Annotated in this window: 23 protein-coding genes; 10 read left to right on the top strand and 13 right to left on the bottom strand. The window is 69.3% G+C overall.

Annotated elements, in window-relative coordinates:
* Positions 1–31 precede the first annotated feature (31 nt).
* Together RMT89_RS01785 and RMT89_RS01780 are read left to right on the top strand one after the other, a co-directional pair.
* Complete coding sequence (locus RMT89_RS01785; protein WP_315882098.1) at positions 32–982, top strand: tyrosine-type recombinase/integrase; 951 nt, start codon at positions 32–34, stop codon at positions 980–982.
* A gap of 141 nt (positions 983–1123) precedes the next feature.
* Entirely contained in the window at positions 1124–1513 is a 390-nt protein-coding gene (locus tag RMT89_RS01780; RefSeq protein WP_315882097.1) for a hypothetical protein, read from the top strand.
* A 212-nt stretch (positions 1514–1725) separates the two neighbouring features.
* Here RMT89_RS01780 and RMT89_RS01775 read toward each other — a convergent pair whose 3' ends face one another.
* The 4 genes from RMT89_RS01775 to RMT89_RS01760 form a co-directional block, all read right to left on the bottom strand.
* A complete protein-coding gene (locus RMT89_RS01775; protein ID WP_315882096.1) occupies positions 1726–1938 on the bottom strand; it encodes a hypothetical protein in 213 nt (70 codons plus the stop codon).
* A 91-nt stretch (positions 1939–2029) separates the two neighbouring features.
* Positions 2030–2878 (bottom strand): helix-turn-helix transcriptional regulator, encoded by an 849-nt coding sequence (locus RMT89_RS01770; RefSeq protein WP_315882095.1) that lies wholly within the window; start codon positions 2876–2878, stop codon positions 2030–2032.
* Positions 2879–2901: 23 nt separating this feature from the next.
* Positions 2902–3429 carry a DUF6879 family protein gene (locus RMT89_RS01765; protein ID WP_315882094.1) on the bottom strand — a complete coding sequence of 176 codons (528 nt, stop codon included), beginning with the start codon at positions 3427–3429 and terminating at the stop codon, positions 2902–2904.
* Positions 3401–3661 carry a hypothetical protein gene (locus RMT89_RS01760; RefSeq protein ID WP_315882173.1) on the bottom strand — a complete coding sequence of 87 codons (261 nt, stop codon included), beginning with the start codon at positions 3659–3661 and terminating at the stop codon, positions 3401–3403. Before RMT89_RS01760 ends, RMT89_RS01765 begins: the two co-directional genes overlap by 29 nt.
* A 194-nt stretch (positions 3662–3855) precedes the next feature.
* On the opposite strand from RMT89_RS01760, the gene RMT89_RS01755 reads away from it, so the two are divergent.
* The 3 genes from RMT89_RS01755 to RMT89_RS01745 all read left to right on the top strand — a co-directional run bounded on the left by RMT89_RS01755 (position 3856) and on the right by RMT89_RS01745 (position 4721).
* The gene (locus RMT89_RS01755) at positions 3856–4065 is read left to right on the top strand and encodes a hypothetical protein (RefSeq protein WP_315882093.1); all 210 of its coding nucleotides are present in this window, start codon (positions 3856–3858) and stop codon (positions 4063–4065) included.
* The gene (locus RMT89_RS01750) at positions 4065–4295 is read left to right on the top strand and encodes a hypothetical protein (protein ID WP_315882092.1); all 231 of its coding nucleotides are present in this window, start codon (positions 4065–4067) and stop codon (positions 4293–4295) included. The genes RMT89_RS01755 and RMT89_RS01750 overlap by 1 nt, the downstream gene beginning before the upstream one ends.
* A 75-nt stretch (positions 4296–4370) precedes the next feature.
* Positions 4371–4721 carry a hypothetical protein gene (locus tag RMT89_RS01745; protein WP_315882091.1) on the top strand — a complete coding sequence of 117 codons (351 nt, stop codon included), beginning with the start codon at positions 4371–4373 and terminating at the stop codon, positions 4719–4721.
* A 35-nt stretch (positions 4722–4756) separates the two neighbouring features.
* Here RMT89_RS01745 and RMT89_RS01740 read toward each other — a convergent pair whose 3' ends face one another.
* Complete coding sequence (locus RMT89_RS01740; protein ID WP_315882090.1) at positions 4757–5341, bottom strand: hypothetical protein; 585 nt, start codon at positions 5339–5341, stop codon at positions 4757–4759.
* A 353-nt stretch (positions 5342–5694) separates the two neighbouring features.
* Here RMT89_RS01740 and RMT89_RS01735 point away from each other — a divergent pair, with 353 nt between their 5' ends.
* Complete coding sequence (locus RMT89_RS01735) at positions 5695–6555, top strand: serine protease (RefSeq protein ID WP_315882089.1); 861 nt, start codon at positions 5695–5697, stop codon at positions 6553–6555.
* A 112-nt stretch (positions 6556–6667) separates the two neighbouring features.
* On the opposite strand, the gene RMT89_RS01730 is transcribed toward RMT89_RS01735, so the two are convergent.
* Complete coding sequence (locus RMT89_RS01730; protein ID WP_250071150.1) at positions 6668–6898, bottom strand: hypothetical protein; 231 nt, start codon at positions 6896–6898, stop codon at positions 6668–6670.
* Positions 6899–7337: 439 nt separating this feature from the next.
* Between RMT89_RS01730 and RMT89_RS01725 the strand changes: the two genes are divergently transcribed.
* The 3 genes from RMT89_RS01725 (at position 7338) to RMT89_RS01715 (ending at position 11736) form a co-directional block, all read left to right on the top strand.
* Positions 7338–9461: a DNA topoisomerase IV subunit B gene (locus RMT89_RS01725; protein ID WP_315882088.1), complete on the top strand. Its 2124-nt coding sequence runs from the start codon at positions 7338–7340 to the stop codon at positions 9459–9461.
* A 164-nt stretch (positions 9462–9625) separates the two neighbouring features.
* Positions 9626–10147 (top strand): DUF485 domain-containing protein, encoded by a 522-nt coding sequence (locus RMT89_RS01720; RefSeq protein ID WP_315882087.1) that lies wholly within the window; start codon positions 9626–9628, stop codon positions 10145–10147.
* Entirely contained in the window at positions 10144–11736 is a 1593-nt protein-coding gene (locus RMT89_RS01715; protein ID WP_315882086.1) for a cation acetate symporter, read from the top strand. The genes RMT89_RS01720 and RMT89_RS01715 overlap by 4 nt, the downstream gene beginning before the upstream one ends.
* Before the next feature lie 95 nt (positions 11737–11831).
* Here RMT89_RS01715 and RMT89_RS01710 read toward each other — a convergent pair whose 3' ends face one another.
* The 4 genes from RMT89_RS01710 to RMT89_RS01695 form a co-directional block, all read right to left on the bottom strand.
* Complete coding sequence (locus tag RMT89_RS01710) at positions 11832–12512, bottom strand: response regulator (protein WP_315882085.1); 681 nt, start codon at positions 12510–12512, stop codon at positions 11832–11834.
* Positions 12509–14179 carry a sensor histidine kinase gene (locus RMT89_RS01705; RefSeq protein WP_315882084.1) on the bottom strand — a complete coding sequence of 557 codons (1671 nt, stop codon included), beginning with the start codon at positions 14177–14179 and terminating at the stop codon, positions 12509–12511. Before RMT89_RS01705 ends, RMT89_RS01710 begins: the two co-directional genes overlap by 4 nt.
* A gap of 133 nt (positions 14180–14312) precedes the next feature.
* A complete protein-coding gene (locus RMT89_RS01700) occupies positions 14313–15257 on the bottom strand; it encodes a sucrase ferredoxin (RefSeq protein WP_315882083.1) in 945 nt (314 codons plus the stop codon).
* Positions 15258–15311: 54 nt separating this feature from the next.
* Positions 15312–16568: a citrate synthase gene (locus tag RMT89_RS01695; RefSeq protein WP_315882082.1), complete on the bottom strand. Its 1257-nt coding sequence runs from the start codon at positions 16566–16568 to the stop codon at positions 15312–15314.
* A gap of 110 nt (positions 16569–16678) precedes the next feature.
* Here RMT89_RS01695 and RMT89_RS01690 point away from each other — a divergent pair, with 110 nt between their 5' ends.
* Positions 16679–17848 carry a citrate synthase/methylcitrate synthase gene (locus tag RMT89_RS01690; RefSeq protein ID WP_315882081.1) on the top strand — a complete coding sequence of 390 codons (1170 nt, stop codon included), beginning with the start codon at positions 16679–16681 and terminating at the stop codon, positions 17846–17848.
* Between the two features lie 66 nt (positions 17849–17914).
* Here RMT89_RS01690 and RMT89_RS01685 read toward each other — a convergent pair whose 3' ends face one another.
* The 3 genes from RMT89_RS01685 to RMT89_RS01675 form a co-directional block, all read right to left on the bottom strand.
* The gene (locus RMT89_RS01685) at positions 17915–18157 is read right to left on the bottom strand and encodes a hypothetical protein (RefSeq protein ID WP_315882080.1); all 243 of its coding nucleotides are present in this window, start codon (positions 18155–18157) and stop codon (positions 17915–17917) included.
* Positions 18158–18306: 149 nt separating this feature from the next.
* Positions 18307–18546, bottom strand: a complete 240-nt coding sequence (locus RMT89_RS01680; protein WP_315882079.1) for a hypothetical protein — start codon at positions 18544–18546, stop codon at positions 18307–18309.
* Between the two features lie 275 nt (positions 18547–18821).
* Positions 18822–19379 carry a DUF6082 family protein gene (locus RMT89_RS01675; protein ID WP_315882078.1) on the bottom strand — a complete coding sequence of 186 codons (558 nt, stop codon included), beginning with the start codon at positions 19377–19379 and terminating at the stop codon, positions 18822–18824.
* Between the last annotated feature and the right edge of the window lie 65 nt (positions 19380–19444).

The following is a 19444-nucleotide window of genomic DNA, read 5'->3' as shown; positions in this document are numbered from 1 at the left end:
GGTATTTCTCGGGTCAGGGGCGCTTTTGCGTGTGAGCACAACGCTGCTAGCCCAGATATCACGACGCTCTGGCATATGCTTGCAGCATGACCACAAACCCGGACATAGCCCCCTTCTGGACTCCTGGCTGCTTCACCTTTCTGCGGAGAGGAAGAGTGCGCAGACGCGGAAGACCTACGGCGACGGCGTCAGAGCTTTCCTGCGATGGTGTGAGGCGGTGGACAGTCCGACGGTCCTCGACCGGCCGACTGTGAATGCCTTCGTCTCCTCCCTGCTGGACGGGGGCGCGGAGGCGGCCACGGCGCGGTCCCGGCAGCTGGCCGTACGTCGCTTCTCCGCCTGGCTGGCCGAGGAGGGCGAAATCGACGCCGACCAGTTGGCGAACCTCAAGCCGCCCCAGCTCGACCACAAGGTGGTGCAGGAACTCGACGATGACCAGTGTCGGCTGCTGATCAAGGCGTGCTCCGGGAAGGACTTCCGTGACCGCCGCGACGAGGCGATCATCCGACTGATGATCGAGACCGGCGCCCGGGCAGGTGAGGTCGTGGCCATGAAGGTCGGGGATGTGGATCTCAAGGCGGGCATGGCGGTCGTCAGGCGCGGCAAGGGCGGCAAGAGTCGCACCGTGCCCTTCGGTGCACAGACCGGCCGGGCCATCGACCGCTACCTGCGGGCCCGTAAGACCCACCGGTTGGCCGCGCTCCCGGACCTGTGGCTGGGCGACAGGAGCAAGGGCTTCAGCTATCAGGCGTTGTACAGCGCACTGAAGGGGCGCGCCGACGCGGCGGGGATTCCCGACTTCCACCCCCATGTTCTCCGACACACGGCTGCCGGGCGGTGGCTTGCCCGGGGAGGCTCCGAGGGCGGGTTGATGGCCGTGGCGGGATGGTCGCGTCGCGACATGATCGACCGGTACACCCGTGCGACGTCCGAGCGGCGTGCGGCCGAGGAGTCCCGTCGGCTCAACCTGGGCGACTTCTGATCATCACGGACCGGTCCGATAAGCGCTGAGCCATTGTGTAGTATGTCCCTCATGTGCCGGATGACGAAGAATTCCACCGCAGGGCGTAGAGCCCGCCTGTAACCGATACGGCGGGCACTCCTTTATCAGGGAGAGCCCTGCATGAGCCTGACCCCTGAACAGCGTCGTCTGCGCGCCCAGGTCGCCGCCAACGCGCGCCTGTCCCGCGAGGATCCCCGCGACATCACCGCGCCCGCACGCAAGGCGGCCCTGGAGCGCTTCGAGCGCGAAGTCGACCCGGACGGCACCCTCAGCCCCGAAGAGCGCGCACGCCGCGCCTACCACGCCCGGCGGTCGTACTTCCTCCGCCTGGCGCTCGCGTCCTCCCGCGCCCGCGCGGCGGCTCGCCTCTCAGCAGAGAGGGGCGGCGACCCCCGGTTAACCCGGCACCACTCCCGGCATCGGCGTCCCGGACGTGCAACGGCGTCGGCGCCTGTGGCAGCAGCCGCTCGCCCCCTTGCCGTCGCTACCCGGCACCGTCGTCACCCGTGACGCGGGCTTTCTGGGAGGCGGCTTGCGCCCCTCGAATTCGCCCTTACGAGGCCGCCCGGCTTTGCGAGTGACCCCGTCCATGTGGCGCAGGAGGGGGAGGTGGGGGGTGGGTCGACGGCCTAAATCGAAATCGGGCCGCATCCACCCCGCCCGTCGAGCCGTCTCTCTCGGGGTCTCGCCCTGGCCGAGAATGATCTTCACTGTGATGTTGGTCAACGCTTCCAGCGCGTGGGCGGCTGCTTGCCGCGGTTGAGGGCGATGACCGCCCGGATGCCGATGAAGGCGAGGATCGGCAGCGCCACCAGCCACACGAGAAGCGCGATGTTCTGGGCCGCCGCGTTACCCGTAGCCGCGACGACCTGGACGAGAACGACGAGGGCGACGCCTATTGCCAGTACAGCCAGGAAACGGTTCCTGTTGTTCATATTGAGAACGCTATATCCGGATTTGCATCTACCGGGCGGTAATGTCTAACCGAAGATCAGGCGCCGGGCGCCTCGAAATTGGTCGCCCTAGCTACAGCGTCTCGATGGCCTTGACGATTAGCGTGCGTGCCTCCGCGCCGTAGACGGCCAGACCCCGCAGCTGCTCGAACGCCTTCAGGTAGAGGGCGATGTCGCTGGGCTGGGTGACCGTGACGCGGGCCGACAGCAGCTCGACCGACACGAGGGCGTCGTCGTACACGTGAAATGTTTCCATGGGCCAGACAGGCCGCGCCGGTGTCGCCTTCGGGATCACGCCCAAGGAGACGGCGGGAAGGGCTCCGGCGGTCAGGAGATAGCCCTGCTGGGCGGCCATCGCCTCGGCGTCAGCGACCTGGTGGTAGAGGGCGGACTCCTCGACGACCATGACGAACCGCCGCCCCGGCTCGTGTATGACGCGGGAGCGCTCAAGGCGGGCGGTGACCGCCTCGGTGACATCGTTAGGGATCTCACGGAAGTCGGTGATCGCCGTCATCAGCCCGGTCGCGTAGCCCTCGGTCTGCAACAGGCCGGGCACCAGGGTGGCGGAGTAGATGCGGAAGACGCTGGTCGCCTGGAACAGCGGAACGTAGCTGTGCTGGAGTTGCTTGAGCCCGGTCCGCAGCTTGCGCCGCCATTCCACGTACATGGCTTCGGCGTTGTGCGACTGGGCGATGATGTCCGCCGCCTGGTCGGCCGCGCCGCACGCTTCGCACCACCGACGGATGTCCTCGGGCGACGGGGGCGTCCTCGCGTTCTCGATCCGGGAGGTCTTCGGGTGTGTCCACCCGCAGCGCGCGGCCAGCTCGCTGCCCGTGATCCCCGCCTCGGAGCGAAGTTCCCGCAACCGTTGAGCAACACCTTCACGCGCGGCCTGAGCAGCGGATGACGGAGAGATGGGCATGAGCTGGCCGGTCTGCCTTTACGCTAGCTGATCTTGTAGTTCTCGTGCGGGGTGGCCCGCGCCCAGGCCGCCTCGAAGGCGTCGGCGCACAGTTTCGCCGCCGCCGGGTCCTCGCTGATCTCGCCGCCCGCCGAAGCGCCGTCTCCGGTGAAGTGGTTCCACCGGATGAGGCGGCCGTCGATCAGCCACCCGTCGTTGCCGGGCAATGCGATGTCCGAGGCCTGTCGGCGCGGGAGCCACCGCACCTGCTCCCCGGCGATGATGTTCTTGAACGTCCCGTCGTAGAGGAAGCGCGTGTACTCGGAAACGGGCTCCGAGACGATGCGGACGCGCCGTACGACGACGCCCTTCGCGACCGTCTCGGCGATCAGGGAGTGCCACGGCCGCCACCAGGACTCGCGGTCCTCCGGATCGAGGCGGACGCCGGCTCGCCAGTCGGCGAAGGGCCCCGTCTCGTAGTCGACCGCGTAGCTGTCTCTCATCTCCCAGTGCACAGCCGACCGTTGGGCGGAGCTGAGCAGCTCATCCCACGTGGGGACGCTCGATGGCATCGCATGCCTCCCTGATGATGTGCACCATCCTGGCCGGGATACGGATCACGGCCTCGTGCTCCGGGATGCCCTTCGCGTGGCCGGGTACCTCGAACGCCGCACACTCGGCTTCAAGTTCTGGACCGGCCTTCCACCCCTGGAAGACGAGTTCCTGTCGTTCCTGGTCGGCCCACACGGTAGGACTCTCGCCCTCTCCGGTGTTCGGATCGATCCCGATGAACTGTAGTGGCATGGCCCTCTCCAACTCCTTCGGCGTACACGAATGTTCGCCACTGTTGCCCGCCATGGTGACGGCGTCAAGAGGGCCAAGTACGCGTCGGCCAGGGGAAGTACATCGCTCTGAACATTCGTGAACATGCATTGAGACCGGCTCCCGGCTGTTCCTAGCGTGCTCAACACGCGCAACAGCTGAGTCGGGGAGCATCCATGGCCACGAAGCACAAGACGACGCAGGAACCACCGGTTGTACTGCCGGTCGGTCTGACTGAGTGGCTGCTCGACTGCGCCCCCGTGAGGGACTGCGCGACCTGCCAGTCCGAATGGCAGCGGCTCAATGAGGCCAAGGAACTCGGAGACATCACGCAGGCCGCGAAGCACGCCACTCGGGTCCGTGACCACGCCGGGGACGGGCACTGATGACGATGGACATGGACACGTACCGCGCTGGCCGCAAGGAGGCCACGGAGGCGGCGGAAGCGGTCCGGGCGGCTCTGGCCGCTCTCGGGCTACCCGAGCGTGTATGGGGCTCGGTGCGCCCGATGGTCACCCACAAGGGGTCGCCGTACGTCCACATCGGCATGGTCCGCGCGGACGCGGCCGAGAAGATGGCCGAGGCTATGAGGGCTCCAGCTGAAGCCGTCGAGTAGGGCAGACCGCCGAGCGTAATGTTGGTTGTGCACTGAAAAACGGAGGTGCCTGCCTCGCTTGTCGAGGAGGGGCTGATGATGACCGGCACTCCAAACCCGCAGTGGGGACCGCGCCCCCCTGAGCAGGGTCCGCCACGCCCCACACCGGATGCCGAGGCGAAGAAGCCGAGGCGAAGGGTCTTTTTGTGGATCTTCCTTGGCGTGCAGGTACTGTTCTTGATCTGGATCATCACGGGCGTAATCGCAGCTAACGACGACCCTTCCTGTGAAGGGCTGACGGGCGATGCGCTTGAGCTGTGCCGGGATGCGGGAGACGTCGGAACCGCGATCGGTGTCGGCCTGATCATCGGCTTGTGGGCGGCCGTGGACGTCATCCTTGGGGTCACGTACGGCATCTACCGGCTCAGCCGGAGGCGGCAACTGTGAGTCAGCGGGCTTTGCTTGCCACCCCGGCCCCTCCATTACTTGATGATGATGTTGAACTGGGCGGTGCCTTCCTCGAACTGCAGCGTCCCGGGAGTATTGGGGACCCCCAGTACTTCCGTCGCCTTGATGTGCTCGCCAGGGCGCGGGGCGGGCGTGCTGGTGAACGGGTCGTACGGGATCAGCTTGGGGTCCTCGGGGCCGACCACGAAGACAGGGCTGTCGGCTTCCCCGTTGGCGCCGGACCAGCGCGGGTTGCTTAGCCAGTAGGTGTCCCACTCGTTCGTGCCGAGGTTCTTGACCTGCATCGAGTAGACGACGTACTGCTGTCCGGCGTCCGCCTTGTCGTCGCCGATCGCGGTGGAGTTGTGGACGGCCAGCAGGGTGATCTCGGCAGGCCCGTCCTCGGTCGTGACGGAGATGGTCTGCCCCATCTTCAACTCACGCGGCGTCTGCGGTGACGGTGACTGCGGTGTCGTCGCCTCCTGCGGCGTGCTGGGCGACGTGATGCCGGGCGGCGGGCTGGTCGGCGAGGTCTCGCTGACGGTGTCACCGTCCCCGCAAGCGGCGGCACCGCCGAGGACGAGGGCCACCACGACTGCGATGCTCGCGGTCTTGTGCATGATGACGATCTTCTTCGCGGATGGCCCCCCTGCTTCTGCATCCATAATGCGTCCGGCCGGTGCTGGCCGCCGCCCTCATACACTGGCCATCACGGGAGCCAAGCTGTTCATCAGCAGCTCAATCCAAAATATTTCAACCGTCACGCTCGTCCGTCACCTGCATCTATGCAGGTCAAGCGCAGCGCTCACACGTCCATACTGCGCGACTACCTCGACTAGGTCGCGGTCGTACGGCGTCGAAGGCCCGGTTCCCCGAGCGGGAGCCGGGCCTTTCGGGTGCCCGCGCGGGTGCGGGGCGCGGCCGGGTGGATCACTCTGGGTGTCTCATGACCACCCCTGAGTGAGGAGCGCGCATGCGTCGTCCCCTTGTCCGGGCGCTGGCCGGGCCGTTGGTCCTGGCTGCCGCCGCGGCCGTCATACCACTCGCGTCCGCCGCGCCGGCGGCCGCCGACAGCGTCGTCGTCGGCGGGTTCCCGGTCGATGTGTCCGACAGCCCCTGGACGGTGGCGCTGTCCAGCCGTGACCGGTTCGGAGGTACGCGCTCGGGGCAGTTCTGCGGCGGCGTCGCCGTCGGCCCGTCCACTGTGCTCACCGCGGCCCACTGTCTGCGCGAGGACGTCCTCGGGGCACCGCCGGACCAACTGGAGGACCTCAGCGTCGTCGCGGGCCGCACGGATCTGCGCTCGGACGAGGGCCAGGAGATCGGCGTACGGGAGACCTGGGTGAATCCGGGATACGACGACGCCACCAACGCCGGGGACTTCGCCGTGCTCACCCTCGACAAGCCGCTGCCCCAGGGGTCGGTGATCGGGATGGCGGCGGCCGGGGATACGGCGTACAGGCCGGGCACGCCGGCCGTGGTCTACGGGTGGGGCGATATGACCGGCAGTGGCGACTACGCGTCCGGTCTGCGGGCGGCACGCGTGCAGGTGCTGTCCGACAGCTTGTGCGAGCGGGCGTATCCCGGCGGCGGGGACGGCTCCTACCTCGCCGACAGCATGCTGTGCGCCGGAGAGGTGCTGGGCGGCCGGGACGCCTGTCAGGGGGACAGCGGAGGGCCGCTGGTCGCCCAGGGGCGGCTGGTCGGGCTGGTGTCCTGGGGGAGCGGCTGCGGCCGCCCCGGGAGCCCGGGGGTGTACACGCGTGTGTCCGACGCCCTGAAGACCCTGCGCTGGGACGTCAGCGCCGCGCGAGGGCCGCGTACGGCCTCCTGAGCGAGTCTGCGCGGCTCGGCCACGCGTAAGGGCGGCTGCCCCTGAAGGAACAGGGGCAGCCGCCCTTACGCCGGCCTAATGCCTGGAGCTGGCTCGTCGTGGACGCGAGTTGTCAGCGCTCTTCTTCGGAGGCGGTGGCGGGAGCGGCCGTCAGTCGCTCCGTCTCGTCCTGTATCTCAGCGGCGATCTTCTTGAGTCCCGGCTCGAACTTGCGGCCGTGGTGGGCGCAGAAGAGCAGTTCTCCGCCGCTCAGCAGGACGACGCGCACGTAAGCCTGAGCGCCGCAACGGTCGCAGCGGTCGGCGGCCGTCAGCGGGCTCGCGGGGGTCAGAACAGTAGTCACGTCGCCTCTTCTCTAGCTCGACGAGCTGTCGTACCAGGGTCAACATCCAACCAGTCGGAAAACGTTCCCGCTCGGGGCTTTTCCTTGAAAAAATCTTTCCAGCGGCTGGCTGCTGCCGGTTGGCGGCGAATGTGCCGTATTGCGTGTCTGTGTGTCGTACGGGTTCGCGCTGTCGGTCAGTGTCGGTCCTCCCGGCTGGATTGCCGGTTTGTTCATGAGGACGTGCCCGGAGCCTAAATGGTTCATGCCTGGAAGGGAACGTGATATGTACTTCACCCCATCGAGGGATCGAACATGTATGCGACTCTGGACTAGTCTGCCCACAGACGAGGGTGGCGTTACATCGGCTCTACCAGGCCTCGGTACCCTCTGAGCGGCAACCGAAGCCGCGCCCTTACCCACAAGGGCACCATCTGAAATTCAGCGAGGAGCGAACCGCGTGACCGCCGAGACGTCCGTGCCGTCCACAGCGCTGCTGGCAGGAGCAGACCGGGACGGTTCCAACTACACCGCGCGGCACCTGCTCGTCCTTGAGGGCCTTGAGGCCGTGCGCAAGCGCCCGGGCATGTACATCGGGTCGACCGACAGCCGCGGCCTGATGCACTGCCTCTGGGAGATCATCGACAACTCCGTGGACGAGGCCCTCGGGGGGTACTGCGACCACATCGATGTCGTCCTCCACGACGACGGCTCGGTCGAGGTCCGGGACAACGGCCGGGGCATCCCCGTCGACGTCGAGCCCAAGACCGGCTTGTCCGGCATCGAGGTCGTCATGACCAAGCTGCACGCCGGCGGCAAGTTCGGCGGCGGCTCCTACGCCGCCTCCGGCGGCCTGCACGGCGTCGGCGCCTCCGTGGTGAACGCCCTGTCCGCCCGGCTCGATGTCGAGGTGGACCGCAACGGCCACACCCACGCCATCAGCTTCCGGCGCGGCGTCCCCGGAGCCTTCGCCGGCGAGGGGGCCGACGCCAGGTTCGAGGCCAAGGGCGGACTGCGCAAGACCAAGAAGATCCCCAAGACGCGCACCGGCACGCGCGTGCGCTACTGGGCCGACCGTCAGATCTTCCTCAAGGACGCCAAGCTCTCCCTGGAGCACCTGCACCAGCGCGCCCGACAGACGGCCTTCCTGGTACCTGGCCTGACCATCGTCGTCCGCGACGAGCTCGGCCTCGGCCAGGACGGCAGCAAGGGCGAGGAGTCCTTCCGCTTCGACGGCGGCATCAGCGAGTTCTGCGAGTACCTGGCCACCGACAAGCCGGTCAACGACGTCCTGCGCTTCTCCGGGCAGGGCACCTTCAAGGAGACCGTCCCCGTCCTGGACGAGCACGGCCAGATGACGCCCACCCAGGTCACCCGCGAGCTCGACGTGGATGTCGCCATGCGCTGGGGCACCGGGTACGACACGACTCTGAAGTCGTTCGTGAACATCATCGCCACCCCCAAGGGCGGCACCCATGTCGCGGGCTTCGAGACGGCCGTGACCAGCGCGATGAACGAGGTCCTGCGCGCCAAGAAGCTGCTGCGCGTCGCCGAGGACGACATCGTCAAGGACGACGCCCTGGAGGGCCTCACCGCCGTCGTCACCGTGCGCCTGGCCGAACCGCAGTTCGAGGGCCAGACCAAGGAGGTCCTCGGCACCTCGGCGGCCCGCCGCATCGTGAACAGCGTGATCACCAAGGAGCTCAAGGCGTTCCTGACGTCCACCAAGCGGGACGCGGCCGCTCAGGCCCGGGTCGTCATGGAGAAGGCGGTCGCCGCCGCCCGCACGCGCATCGCGGCCCGTCAGCACAAGGACGCCCAGCGCCGCAAGACGGCCCTGGAGTCGTCCTCCCTGCCCGCCAAGCTCGCCGACTGCCGCAGCGACGACGTCGAGCGCAGCGAGCTGTTCATCGTCGAGGGAGACTCCGCGCTCGGCACCGCCAAGCTCGCCCGGAACTCCGAGTTCCAGGCGCTGCTGCCGATCCGCGGCAAGATCCTCAACGTCCAGAAGTCGTCCGTGACCGACATGCTGAAGAACGCCGAGTGCGGCGCGATCATCCAGGTCATAGGAGCGGGCTCGGGCCGGACCTTCGACATCGACGCGGCCCGCTACGGCAAGATCGTCATGATGACCGACGCCGATGTGGACGGCTCCCACATCCGCTGTCTGCTGCTGACGCTGTTCCAGCGCTACATGCGGCCCATGGTCGAGGCGGGGCGCGTCTTCGCGGCCGTACCGCCGCTGCACCGGATCGAGATCGTCCAGCCCAAGAAGGGGCAGGACAAGTACGTCTACACGTACTCGGACCGCGAACTGCGCGACAAGCTCATGGAGTTCCAGAGCAAGGGCATCCGCTACAAGGACTCGATCCAGCGCTACAAGGGCCTCGGTGAGATGGACGCCGACCAGCTGGCCGAGACCACGATGGACCCGCGCCACCGCACCCTGCGCCGCATCAACCTCTCCGACCTGGAGGCGGCCGAGCAGGTCTTCGACCTGCTGATGGGCAACGACGTGGCACCGCGCAAGGAGTTCATCTCCTCCTCGGCGGCGACCTTGGACCGCTCGCGTATCGACGCGTAGAGCCCTGGCCGGGGTGGGGAGTGGCCGGTCCGCGGTCACGCCCCACCCCGGCCTACGCGTATGCGAAGGGTCGCGCGCAGCCCTCTGCGGGACACATCACCTGATGGGGTGAAGCGCGAGGGGAACAAGAGTCGGGGATCTTCCCGTTCTGTCCATCCTTGGGCATGCACTCAAGCAACGGTCACTCCCGCGCGCGCGAGGGTGGTTCCGACAGGTCGGACCCGGTCGAGGCGCCCGGCAGCGTGCGGTACGACGACCCCTGGTACGACGCCCTCGCCTCCGGCTGGGGCGAGTCGGACGACACCCCCGCCGCCGTACCGCAGGGCCGTGCGGAGCGCGCGGACGGGACCACGGCCGCGGACGTCTACCTGGAGGTGCAGCGCAGCGCCGCCTTCCAGGAAGTGCGCAGCCAGTACCGGAGGTTCGTGGTACCGGCCGTCATCGGCTTTCTGGCCTGGTACGTCGGCTATGTCGTGACCGCCACCACCGCGCCGGGGCTGATGGCCCAACCCGTGGTCGGCGCGGTGAACGTGGCGATGCTCGCCGGGCTCGGGCAGTTCCTCACCACGTTCCTGCTCACCTGGGCCTACTCCCGGCACGCGCGCCTGCGCCGCGACCGTGCCGCGCTCGAACTGCGCTGGGACACCCAGGAGCTGACCCGTGGCATCAGGGGCGGCATCTCGTGACGGGGGATCACCAGACCCTGGCGCTCCTGCTGTTCAGCGCGTTCGTCGCCGTCACACTGGCGATCACGACCTGGGTGAGCCGCCACCGGCACGGTTCGGCGGAGGAGTTCTACGCCGGCGGGCGGCTCTTCTCGCCGATGGAGAATGGTTTTGCCATCGCCGGTGACTACATGTCGGCCGCCTCCTTCCTCGGCATCTCCGGACTCATCGCGCTCTACGGCTACGACGGACTGCTGTACTCCGTGGGCTTCCTCGTGGCCTGGCTGGTCGTTCTCTTCCTGGTCGCCGAACTGGTCCGCAACTGCGGCCGGTTCACCCTCGCCGACGTGGTGGCCGCGCGGATGAGCGAACGCCCCGTGCGGATCGCGGCGGGAACTTCCTCGGTCACCGTGTCCGTTCTGTATCTGGTGGCGCAGATGGTGGGTGCGGGCAGCATGGTCGCGCTGCTGCTCGGCGGCCAGGGCGAGGCGGCGCAGACCTGGACCGTCATCGGCGTCGGCGCGCTCATGGTGATCTATGTGTCGTTGGGAGGGATGCGAGCCACCACCTGGATCCAGATCGTCAAGGCGGTCCTGCTGCTCGGCGGCACCATCGCGCTGACCGTGCTCGTCCTGGTGCGGTTCCACGGCGACTTCGACGAACTGCTGCTCACGGCGGCCGAGCGCAGCGGCCACGGTGAATCGTTCCTGGCGCCCGGACTCAAGTACGGCGCCGACTGGACCGCGCGTTTCGACTTCATCAGCCTCGGACTCGCCCTGGTGCTCGGTACCGCGGGACTGCCGCACATCCTGTCCCGCTTCTACACCGTGCCGACCGCCCTGGCGGCCCGGCGTTCGGTGGTCTGGTCGATCGGGCTGATCGGTGGCTTCTACCTGATGACGATCGTCCTCGGCTTCGGCGCGGCCGCGATCGTGGGCCCGGACGCGGTGCGCGGCTCGAATGCCGCGGGGAACACGGCCGTACCGCTGCTGGCGCTCGATCTGGGCGGCGGCGCCGACTCCACTGGCGGAACGGTTCTGTTCGCGATCGTCGCCGCCGTCGCCTTCGCCACCATCCTCGCCGTGGTCGCCGGGATCACCCTCGCCTCCTCGGCGTCCGTCGCCCACGACCTGTACGCGTCACTGCGGCGCCGGCACGCCAAGCCGCGCAGCGAGGTCGCGGTGGCGCGCATCGCCGCGGTCGGCATCGGCGTGGTCGCCATCGCCCTCGGTCTGCTGGCCCGCGATCTCAACGTCGCCTTCCTGGTGGGCCTCGCCTTCGCCGTAGCCGCGTCCGCCAATCTGCCTGTGCTGCTCTACTCCCTGTTCTGGCGCGGCTTCACCACCCGCGGCGCCGTATGGGCGGTGTACGGCGGCCTGATCCCGGCCATGACGCTCGTGCTGCTCTCTCCCGTGGTGTCCGGCAGTCCCGAATCCCTGTTCCCCGGCGTCGACTTCCAGGTGTTCCCGCTGCAGAACCCCGGCCTCGTCTCGATCCCGCTCGGCTTCCTCGCCGGCTGGCTCGGCACGGTCACCTCCACCGAGGTCCCCGACGAGGCCAAGCACGCGGAGACCGAGGTGCGATCCCTGACGGGAGCGGGAGCGGCATAAGCGGCCGGCGCCCCCCGGAGACAACGGCGCGCCGGATCCGTATGGAGAGGCGTGGGGTACGGCCGCTTCCCCCGCCCCCACCACCGGCCGTGCCCTCAGGCGCGGGTCGCCCACACGTAACGGTGTTCCGGGCGGCCCGCGTCCCCGTACTTGAGGGTGAGTCGCGCCCGGCCCGTGCGCTCCAGGAGCTTCAGGTAACGCTGGGCGGTCTGACGGCTGACGCCGGTGCGTTCCGCGATCTCCTGGGCGGACAGCGGTCCCTCGGCGTTGATCAGGGAGCGGCGGACGAGATCGGCGGTCGTGGGGGAGTGGCCCTTGGGCAGCTCCGGCTCCGAAGTCGTGGACAGCGCGCCGAAGATACGGTCCACCTCGGCCTGTTCGGCCTCGCCGCCGCCGTCGAGCGTGCGGCGCAGCTCCGCGTACGCCTGGAGCTTGGCGCGCAGGCCCGCGAAGGCGAACGGCTTGACCAGGTACTGCAGCGCGCCGTGCCGCATCGCCTCCTGGACGGTGGAGACGTCCCGGGCCGCCGTCACCATGATCACATCGGTCTGGTGGCCGCGCCGCCGCATCTCCCGTACGACCGACAGACCCGTCTCGTCGGGCAGGTAATGGTCCATCAGGACCAGGTCCACCCGGGGCAGCTCCTCGACCTGCCGCAGCGCCTCGGCCGCGCTGTGCGCCTCGCCGGCCACGTGGAAGCCGGGCACCCTCTCGACGTAGGCGGCGTTGACCTGTGCGACCCGGGTGTCGTCGTCCACGACCAGGACCTCGATCATCGCGTCTCCTCCTCGGCAGTGCGGGCTGTGGACCCGGTGAGGGCCGGTTCGACAGCCGGCTCGGTGAGGGCCTCGGGCAGGACGACGGTGAATACCGCGCCGCCTCCGCGCGCCTGATCGACGCCGACGGTGCCGCCCTGCCGTTCGGCGAGCCTGCGCACCAGGGAGAGGCCGATCCCCCGCTCCCGGTGGGCCGGTGCCTCCTTCGTGGACCAGCCCTCGGTGAAGATCAACTCGCGTTGTGCGGCCGGGATTCCCGGCCCGGTGTCGCGCACCCTGAGAACGACCGCGCGCCCTTCGGTACGCAATTCGACCTCCACGCGCGCGTGCGCGGTCCCCGCGACCGCGTCCAGGGCGTTGTCTACCAGGTTGCCGACGATCGTGACGATGCCCCGGGGATCGATCAAGCTGTCCGGGAGCCACGTCCCGTCCGACACCAGCAGCGCGCCCCCGCGTTCGGCAGCGACGGTCGCCTTGCCGACCAGCAGCGCCGCGAGCAGCGGGTCCTGGATCTTCTCGGTGACCTGTTCCGCGGTCGCCCTGTGGTCGCCCACCACTTCGCCGACGAACTCCATGGCGTCGTCGTACATCTCCAGCTCCAGCAGCCCGAGGAGCGTATGCATGCGATTGGCGTGCTCGTGGTCCTGGGCGCGCAGGGCGTCGATCAGACCGCGCGTGGAGTCCAGCTCCCGGCCCAGCTGCTCCAGCTCGGTGCGGTCGCGCAGGGTGGCCACAGCGCCGCCGTCGTCGGTGGGCATGCGGTTGGCGACCAGGACACGCTGGCCGCGCACGGTGAGCAGATCGGTGCCCGTGACCCGGCCCGCCAGCACATCGGTCGTACGGCCCTCCCCGAGCGCCTCGTCCAGGGAGCGGCCCACGGCCTCGTCGCCGATGCCGAGCAGCCGGTGCGCCTCGTCGTTGAGCAGGCGGATACGGCCCCTGCGGTCCAGGGCGACGACGGCCTCCCGGATGCCGTGCAGCATCGCCTCGCGTTCCGCGAGCAGCGCCGAGATATCGGAGAAGGCCAGGTCACGCGTCTGCCGCTGGACCCTCCGGGAGATCAGCCAGGCGGCAAGCGCGCCCACGGCCAGCGCACCGCCCGCGTACGCCAGCAGCTCCGGGATCGCGTGGATCAGCCGGGCCCGGACACTGTCGTACGCGATCCCGACCGAGACCGCGCCCACGATGTCCCCGTCGCTGTCGCGCAGCGGCACCTTGCCGCGGGCCGTGCGGCCCAGGGTGCCGCTGTCGATCTGCATGACCTCCTGGCCGGCCAGGGCCTGCCCGGGGTCGGTGGACACGGTCCTGCCGACCTCGGCGGGCGTGGGGTGCGACCAGCGCACACCTCGCCAGTCCATCACCACGATGTACTCGGCCTGCGTGGCCTTCCGGATCCGCTCCGCCTCCCGCTGGACCGGTCCGTCGGCCGTCGGGGGCGTGTTCACCACGTCCTCGGCGATCTGCGGCTCGACGGCGGTGGTCTGGGCGATGGCAAGCGCCCGGCGCATCGCCTGGTCGTCGAGCTGGTTGCCGAGCGGCGCGAGAAACAGTCCGGTCGCGAGCACCGCGACTCCCGCCGCGATGGCGACCTGCATCAGCAGCACCTGCGAGAACATCCGCCGCGGCAGGCCGAGGCGCAGGCGGCGCGCGGGGGGAGTGGGGCTCATACCCAAGACGGTACGTGGATGCGCCAGGGGCACCGAAGGGGGTGTGGCCTGGATCTCTTGATCCAGGACTGCATTACTTGATCGACGGCCCTGAACCTTGATCAATGGTGGACGGGGCCGTCCATCGTTGACCTCAGCCGGCCAGTGCCGTCGCCATCGTCAGCTCCCGCACCGCGACCACTTCCATGTGGGCGGGCGAGCCCAGCACCGAGGTGCCACAGCTCTCCGCGCGGGGCGGCAGCGCGGCGCCCTGGGCGACGACGACGTACCAGAGGCGTCCGTCGGTGTGCGCGACGGTCACCGTCCAGCGCGGCGCCGCGCCGTCCATGCGGACGACGCTCAGCGCGTCCGCCGCGTACTCACGCACTTCCGTCCGCACGGCAAGCTCGGCAGCCTGCCCGGGCCGCTCCCAGGCGGAGTTCCCTCGGCATCCCTCGACGACGATCCGCCCCTCCCGCGCCTGCTGCAGGATCTCCTTCACACCGTGCGCCTCGGCGCGGCCGTAGGCGTAGCCGTACGGCAGGACGAGCAGCGTCGGCGAGAAGCGATGTCCGCCCAGATGGGTGACCTCCCAGACACCTTCGACACCGGAGGCGTCGAGCTCGGCCGCGAGGGGACGGCCGAGGAGGGCGCAGCAGCGGTCCCGTTTGCCGTTGGTGCACACGAGCGCGAGCGGGTCACCCGTGTGCGGGCCCGCCCGGAGCGCCGAGTCGAAGGTGCGAGGGTCACCCTTGCCGAGCGCGGCGAAGTCGACGTCGAGCAGCCGGCGGGGGTCGCGGATCGTGGCGCCGTGCAGCCACGTGTTCCCGGGCGCGGTGTGGGCGGCGTACACCTGCCGCGCGGTGGGCGTGCCACGGTCGGCGTGACGTCCGGGACGGCGGATGAGCGCGACGCGCACGCCGGTCCCCTTGGCGGCCGCCTCCAGGGCGCGGCCCAGCGCGGGGTCCAGATGGCTCGATGTGAGCGCCTTGGCACCCCACGGACCGGGCTGCTCCAGCAGCAGCCAGGTGCTCGCGGTGGCCGCGGTGCCCGCGGTGGGCTCATCGAGGTCCCGGGAGTCACTTGAGCAGGTACTCACGAAGGTGAGCCTAACCTGAGTTGCTCCGGTGTGGCTTCCCGAACCGCTCGTGTCCTACTCCGGCAGGGGCTGTGGCGGCCTCGGGCCCACGTAGTGCCCGCTGGGACGCATCCGCAACGGGCGCTCGCCGTACTCCTCCAGGGCATGGGCGACCCAGCCCGCCGTACGGGCGACGGCGAAGATCGTCTCGCCAGCGGTGGCGGGCATGCCGCTGGAGGCGGTGAGCACGGCCAGAGCCAGGTCGGCATTGGCGTGCAGCGGGGTGTGGCGGGCGGTCGTGGCGACGATGTCGCGGGCCACGGCGAGCGCGGGTGCGGCCCGTGGGATCTGCTCCAACAGCCCGAAGAGCACACGCGCGCGTGGGTCTTCGCCGGGGTAGAGACGGTGGCCGAGGCCCGGGATGCGGCGGCCGGCCCGCAGCTCCTCGGCGATCACCGGGGCCGCGTCGCCGCGGTCGAGGACGTCCAGCAGCATCCGGTGGGCGAGCCCGCTGGCCGCGCCGTGCAGGGGGCCTTCGAGGACGCCCAGGCCCGCGGAGACGGCCGCGTAGGCGTGGGCGCGGGCGGACGCCGCCACGCGTACGGCGAGCGTCGACGCGGCGAGGTCGTGGTCGACCAGCAGGGCCAGTGCCGTGTCCAGGGTGCGCAGCGACGCCTCGTCCGCCTCATGGCCGCTGAGCCGGGCCCACAACCGGTGGGCCAGCGGGCCCGTGTCACGGTGGTCGCGCCGGACCGGCGGCAGCGCGGCGACGAGGGTCGGGATGAGGCTGCGCGCGGTGCCCAGAACGGCGTTCTCGGACAGGTCGAAACGCAGCGGGTCCACGATCGAGGCCGCGACGGCCGCGACCCTCAACCGGTCCGTGGGGCCGGTGTGCTGGGGCAGGGCGTCGACGGCGCGGCGGGCGGCGGCGACCGTGGCCTCGGGGGCCGTGAAGGCGACGCCGGGGCGCAACTGCCCGGTCCACAGCCACTCGGCGACTTCTTCGTAGGAGTGGCGGACGGCGAGTTCGGCCGCGTCGACGCCCCGGAAGTAGTACCGGTCCGTGTCGATCAACGTGATGCGGGTCCGCACCGACAGCTCGCCCCCGGACCCCGAAGTCCCGCTGCTCTCCCGCCGGTTGCGCCGGGCGAGCGCCTCGACCTCCTTCGCGTCGAAGGTGCTGCCCCGGCCGCTGGGCACGCGTTGACTGCTGAGCTGGCCGCGGCTGACATACGCGTACACGGTCTCGGGCTTCACGCCGAGCAGCTCGGCGGCCTCTTTGGTGGTCAGCCGCCGGGACGTGTGACCCGGGTCGGGCTCTTGGTCGCGCATGGGGGTCACCGTATCCGCTGGACAACACATTGACGCATGCATTGATTGAATCAATATTGACAGGCATCGAGTCAAGTATGGACAGTCGAATCAAGCTCAGGGAGGAAATCATGTCCGTCAACAGGCCGGCCACTGCTCTTGTCGAGGCGCCGCGGGGACTCGCCGGCGTCGTTGTCACCGACACCGCCATCGGTGACGTCCGAGGGCTGGACGGCTTCTACCACTACCGCCAGTACTCGGCCGTCGAACTCGCGCAGACCCGCGGCTTCGAGGACGTCTGGCATCTGCTGGTCCACGGTGAACTGCCGGACGCCGAACGGGCCGCGGCCTTCGCCGCCCAGACCGCGGCGCTACGACGCCTGCCGGACGAGGTGCGCGCGGTCCTGCCCGCCATCGCCGCGGCGAGCGCGGGCGTCGGAGGCTCCGGACCCCTGGCCGGCATGCGCACCGCGCTGTCGCTGCTCGGCGCGGTCAAGGGCTTCCGCCCGGTGTACGACATCGACGTGGACGACCGCCGCCGGGACACGCTCGCCGCGGCGGCCGCCGTGCCGACGCTGCTGACGGCGCTGTATCGGTTGGGGGCGGGGCTTGAGCCGGTGGAGCCGCGTGAGGACCTGTCGTACGCGGCCAACTACCTGTACATGTTGACGGGTTCGGAGCCGGATCCGGTGCGGGCGAGGGCCGTCGAGCAATACTTGATCTCAACCATTGATCACGGGTTCAATGCATCAACGTTCACGGCGCGGGTCATCACCTCCACCGGAGCGGATGTGGCGGCCTGCCTCGTGGGGGCGGTCGGCGCGCTCTCCGGGCCTCTGCACGGCGGCGCCCCCAGCCGGGCGCTGGACACCCTGGACGCGATCGGCACCCCCGACCGCATCGACCCCTGGATCCGCGAACGCGTCCTCGCCGGCGACCGCATCATGGGCTTCGGCCACGCCGTCTACCGCACGCAGGACCCCCGCTCCCGCATGCTCCGCGAGATCGCCCAGCGCTTCGGCGGCCCCCGCGTCGACTTCGCCGTGGAGGTGGAGCGCCAGGTGGAGACGATCCTCGCCGAACTGAAACCCGGCCGCGAACTCCACACCAACGTCGAGTTCTACGCAGGCGTGGTCATGGAACTCTGTGGCCTGCCCCGCGAGATGTTCACCCCGACCTTCGCGGCGGCTCGCGTCGTGGGCTGGAGCGCCAACATCCTGGAACAGGCGGAGGACCGCAAGATCATCCGCCCGGCGGCACGGTATGTGGGGCCGGGGGCGCCGGTGGCGGTGCCGGCGTGACCGGGCGAGACGGGTCCGGCGCCGGACCCGTCTCGTTGACTCGGCGCGGTCTGAAGGCGCCAGGCGTCAGGACCTGGGAATGTCCCTGCGAGCCCGGATCAGAGTTTCCCTGCTGATGACCACGATGCGCTCGTCGTCGGCCCTGGACGCGTCGTAGGCGCGCAACTCCTTGTCCAGGACTGCCGTGGCCTCCCTGCCGATGACGGCGAAGTCGCCGTCACTGAGTTCGAAGATGTCTGGGCACGTCTGACCCGAGGCGCTGCCTCGCGCGCGGGGAGAGTCACCGATCCGCCGTACGATTTTCGCCATGGGTTCGGCCTTTCATGCTGTGACCTTGCGGTCATGGTGATGCCGCCCCCAGCGCCCTGCCGCGTAGAGGCGCATGGCGCTGGGGCCGTCGAAGGGCGAAAGAACACAGGCTGACTGAACGAGCGGGTGTACAAATCGAATCCGACCGGTTACGCGTCTGGAATATCAGCCTTGGCGTGGATGAGCGTGTCGCGCGTCACTACCACGATGCGTTCGTAATCGGCTCTGGAGGCGTCGGGGGGAAGCTGGGCGTCGAGTTCTTCGGTGATGTCCGTGCCGATGACAGCGAACCTTCCGTCGGACAGTTCGAAGATGTCGGGACAGTTGCAGCCGGTGGCGCTTCCCCTGGCGCTCGGCGGGGTACCGATCCGACGGATGATCTGGCTCACTGTTCTGGCTTTCCTTCTGGTCGCGAGGCTGGAAGCGCATGGGTGCAGCGCGGTGTGATGCGGCCCGGTGGGACCGCGGCCTCGACAACCGGGCGGCGTGGACGGTGGCACGCGGGATCGACCCGTACCGCAAGATGCGCAGTAGTCAACCTTGTTGGCACCTGGGGAAACGCGACGGTTTATTGGTTTGTTACCGCCCAATCGTGTGATGTGCCCGAGAGCGTGGAGCGCAGGGACGGCGCTTTACGGGCCGGAGCGCCGGGGAGCGGTCGGTCCTACTCGCTCGGCGGTTCGCCGACGACCCACCACTCGTCGATGTCGGTCTCCTCCAACTGGACCAGAAGCTCGTCGACCATACGCCCGAGCTTGGCCTCGTCCGAGGTGTCGATCAGCGTGGCGCGGTGCGGCCGGGTCGCGTACCAGTACTCACGGAACACGGGGATCTGGAGCATGCTCCGCGCGAAGCCGAAGAACTCCTCGCGCGTGATGTTGCCCATGCGGTAGTAGCAGAGCAAGTTGGTGTAGAGGGCGTTGGCGAAGAGGAACTGGCGCCGCTTGCTCGGCGGGACCGTCCCGTTGAAGGGGTCCAGTACCTCGGCCAGGGCTGGATCGTCCATGGCCTTGCTCAGCAACTCCCAGTGCAGTCGCTGCTGGTGGGCGAAATTGGACTGCCGCTGGGTCTGGGCAGCCTTCTCCAGGATTTCGACGCGTGTACGCAAGCCGCTGAGCGCGGGTCGCTGGGCGGCCAGGGTAGCCGCGGCACCTGCCGCGAGCCCGACCCCTGCCGACGCGACAACCAGCAGCCTCTGAAGCCCAAAGGTCCGTGTGGTCATGTCAACCCCCGATTCAGGCGGCCGTCCGCCGGTCGTCGGGGTGCGGGTCGACTGATGGGGACCGG

It is taken from the genome of Streptomyces sp. P17 (genome assembly GCF_032436805.1).
Classification (GTDB): domain Bacteria; phylum Actinomycetota; class Actinomycetes; order Streptomycetales; family Streptomycetaceae; genus Streptomyces.
Note: the sequence above shows the minus strand (reverse complement) of the source record. Positions and strands in the feature narration are given on the sequence as shown.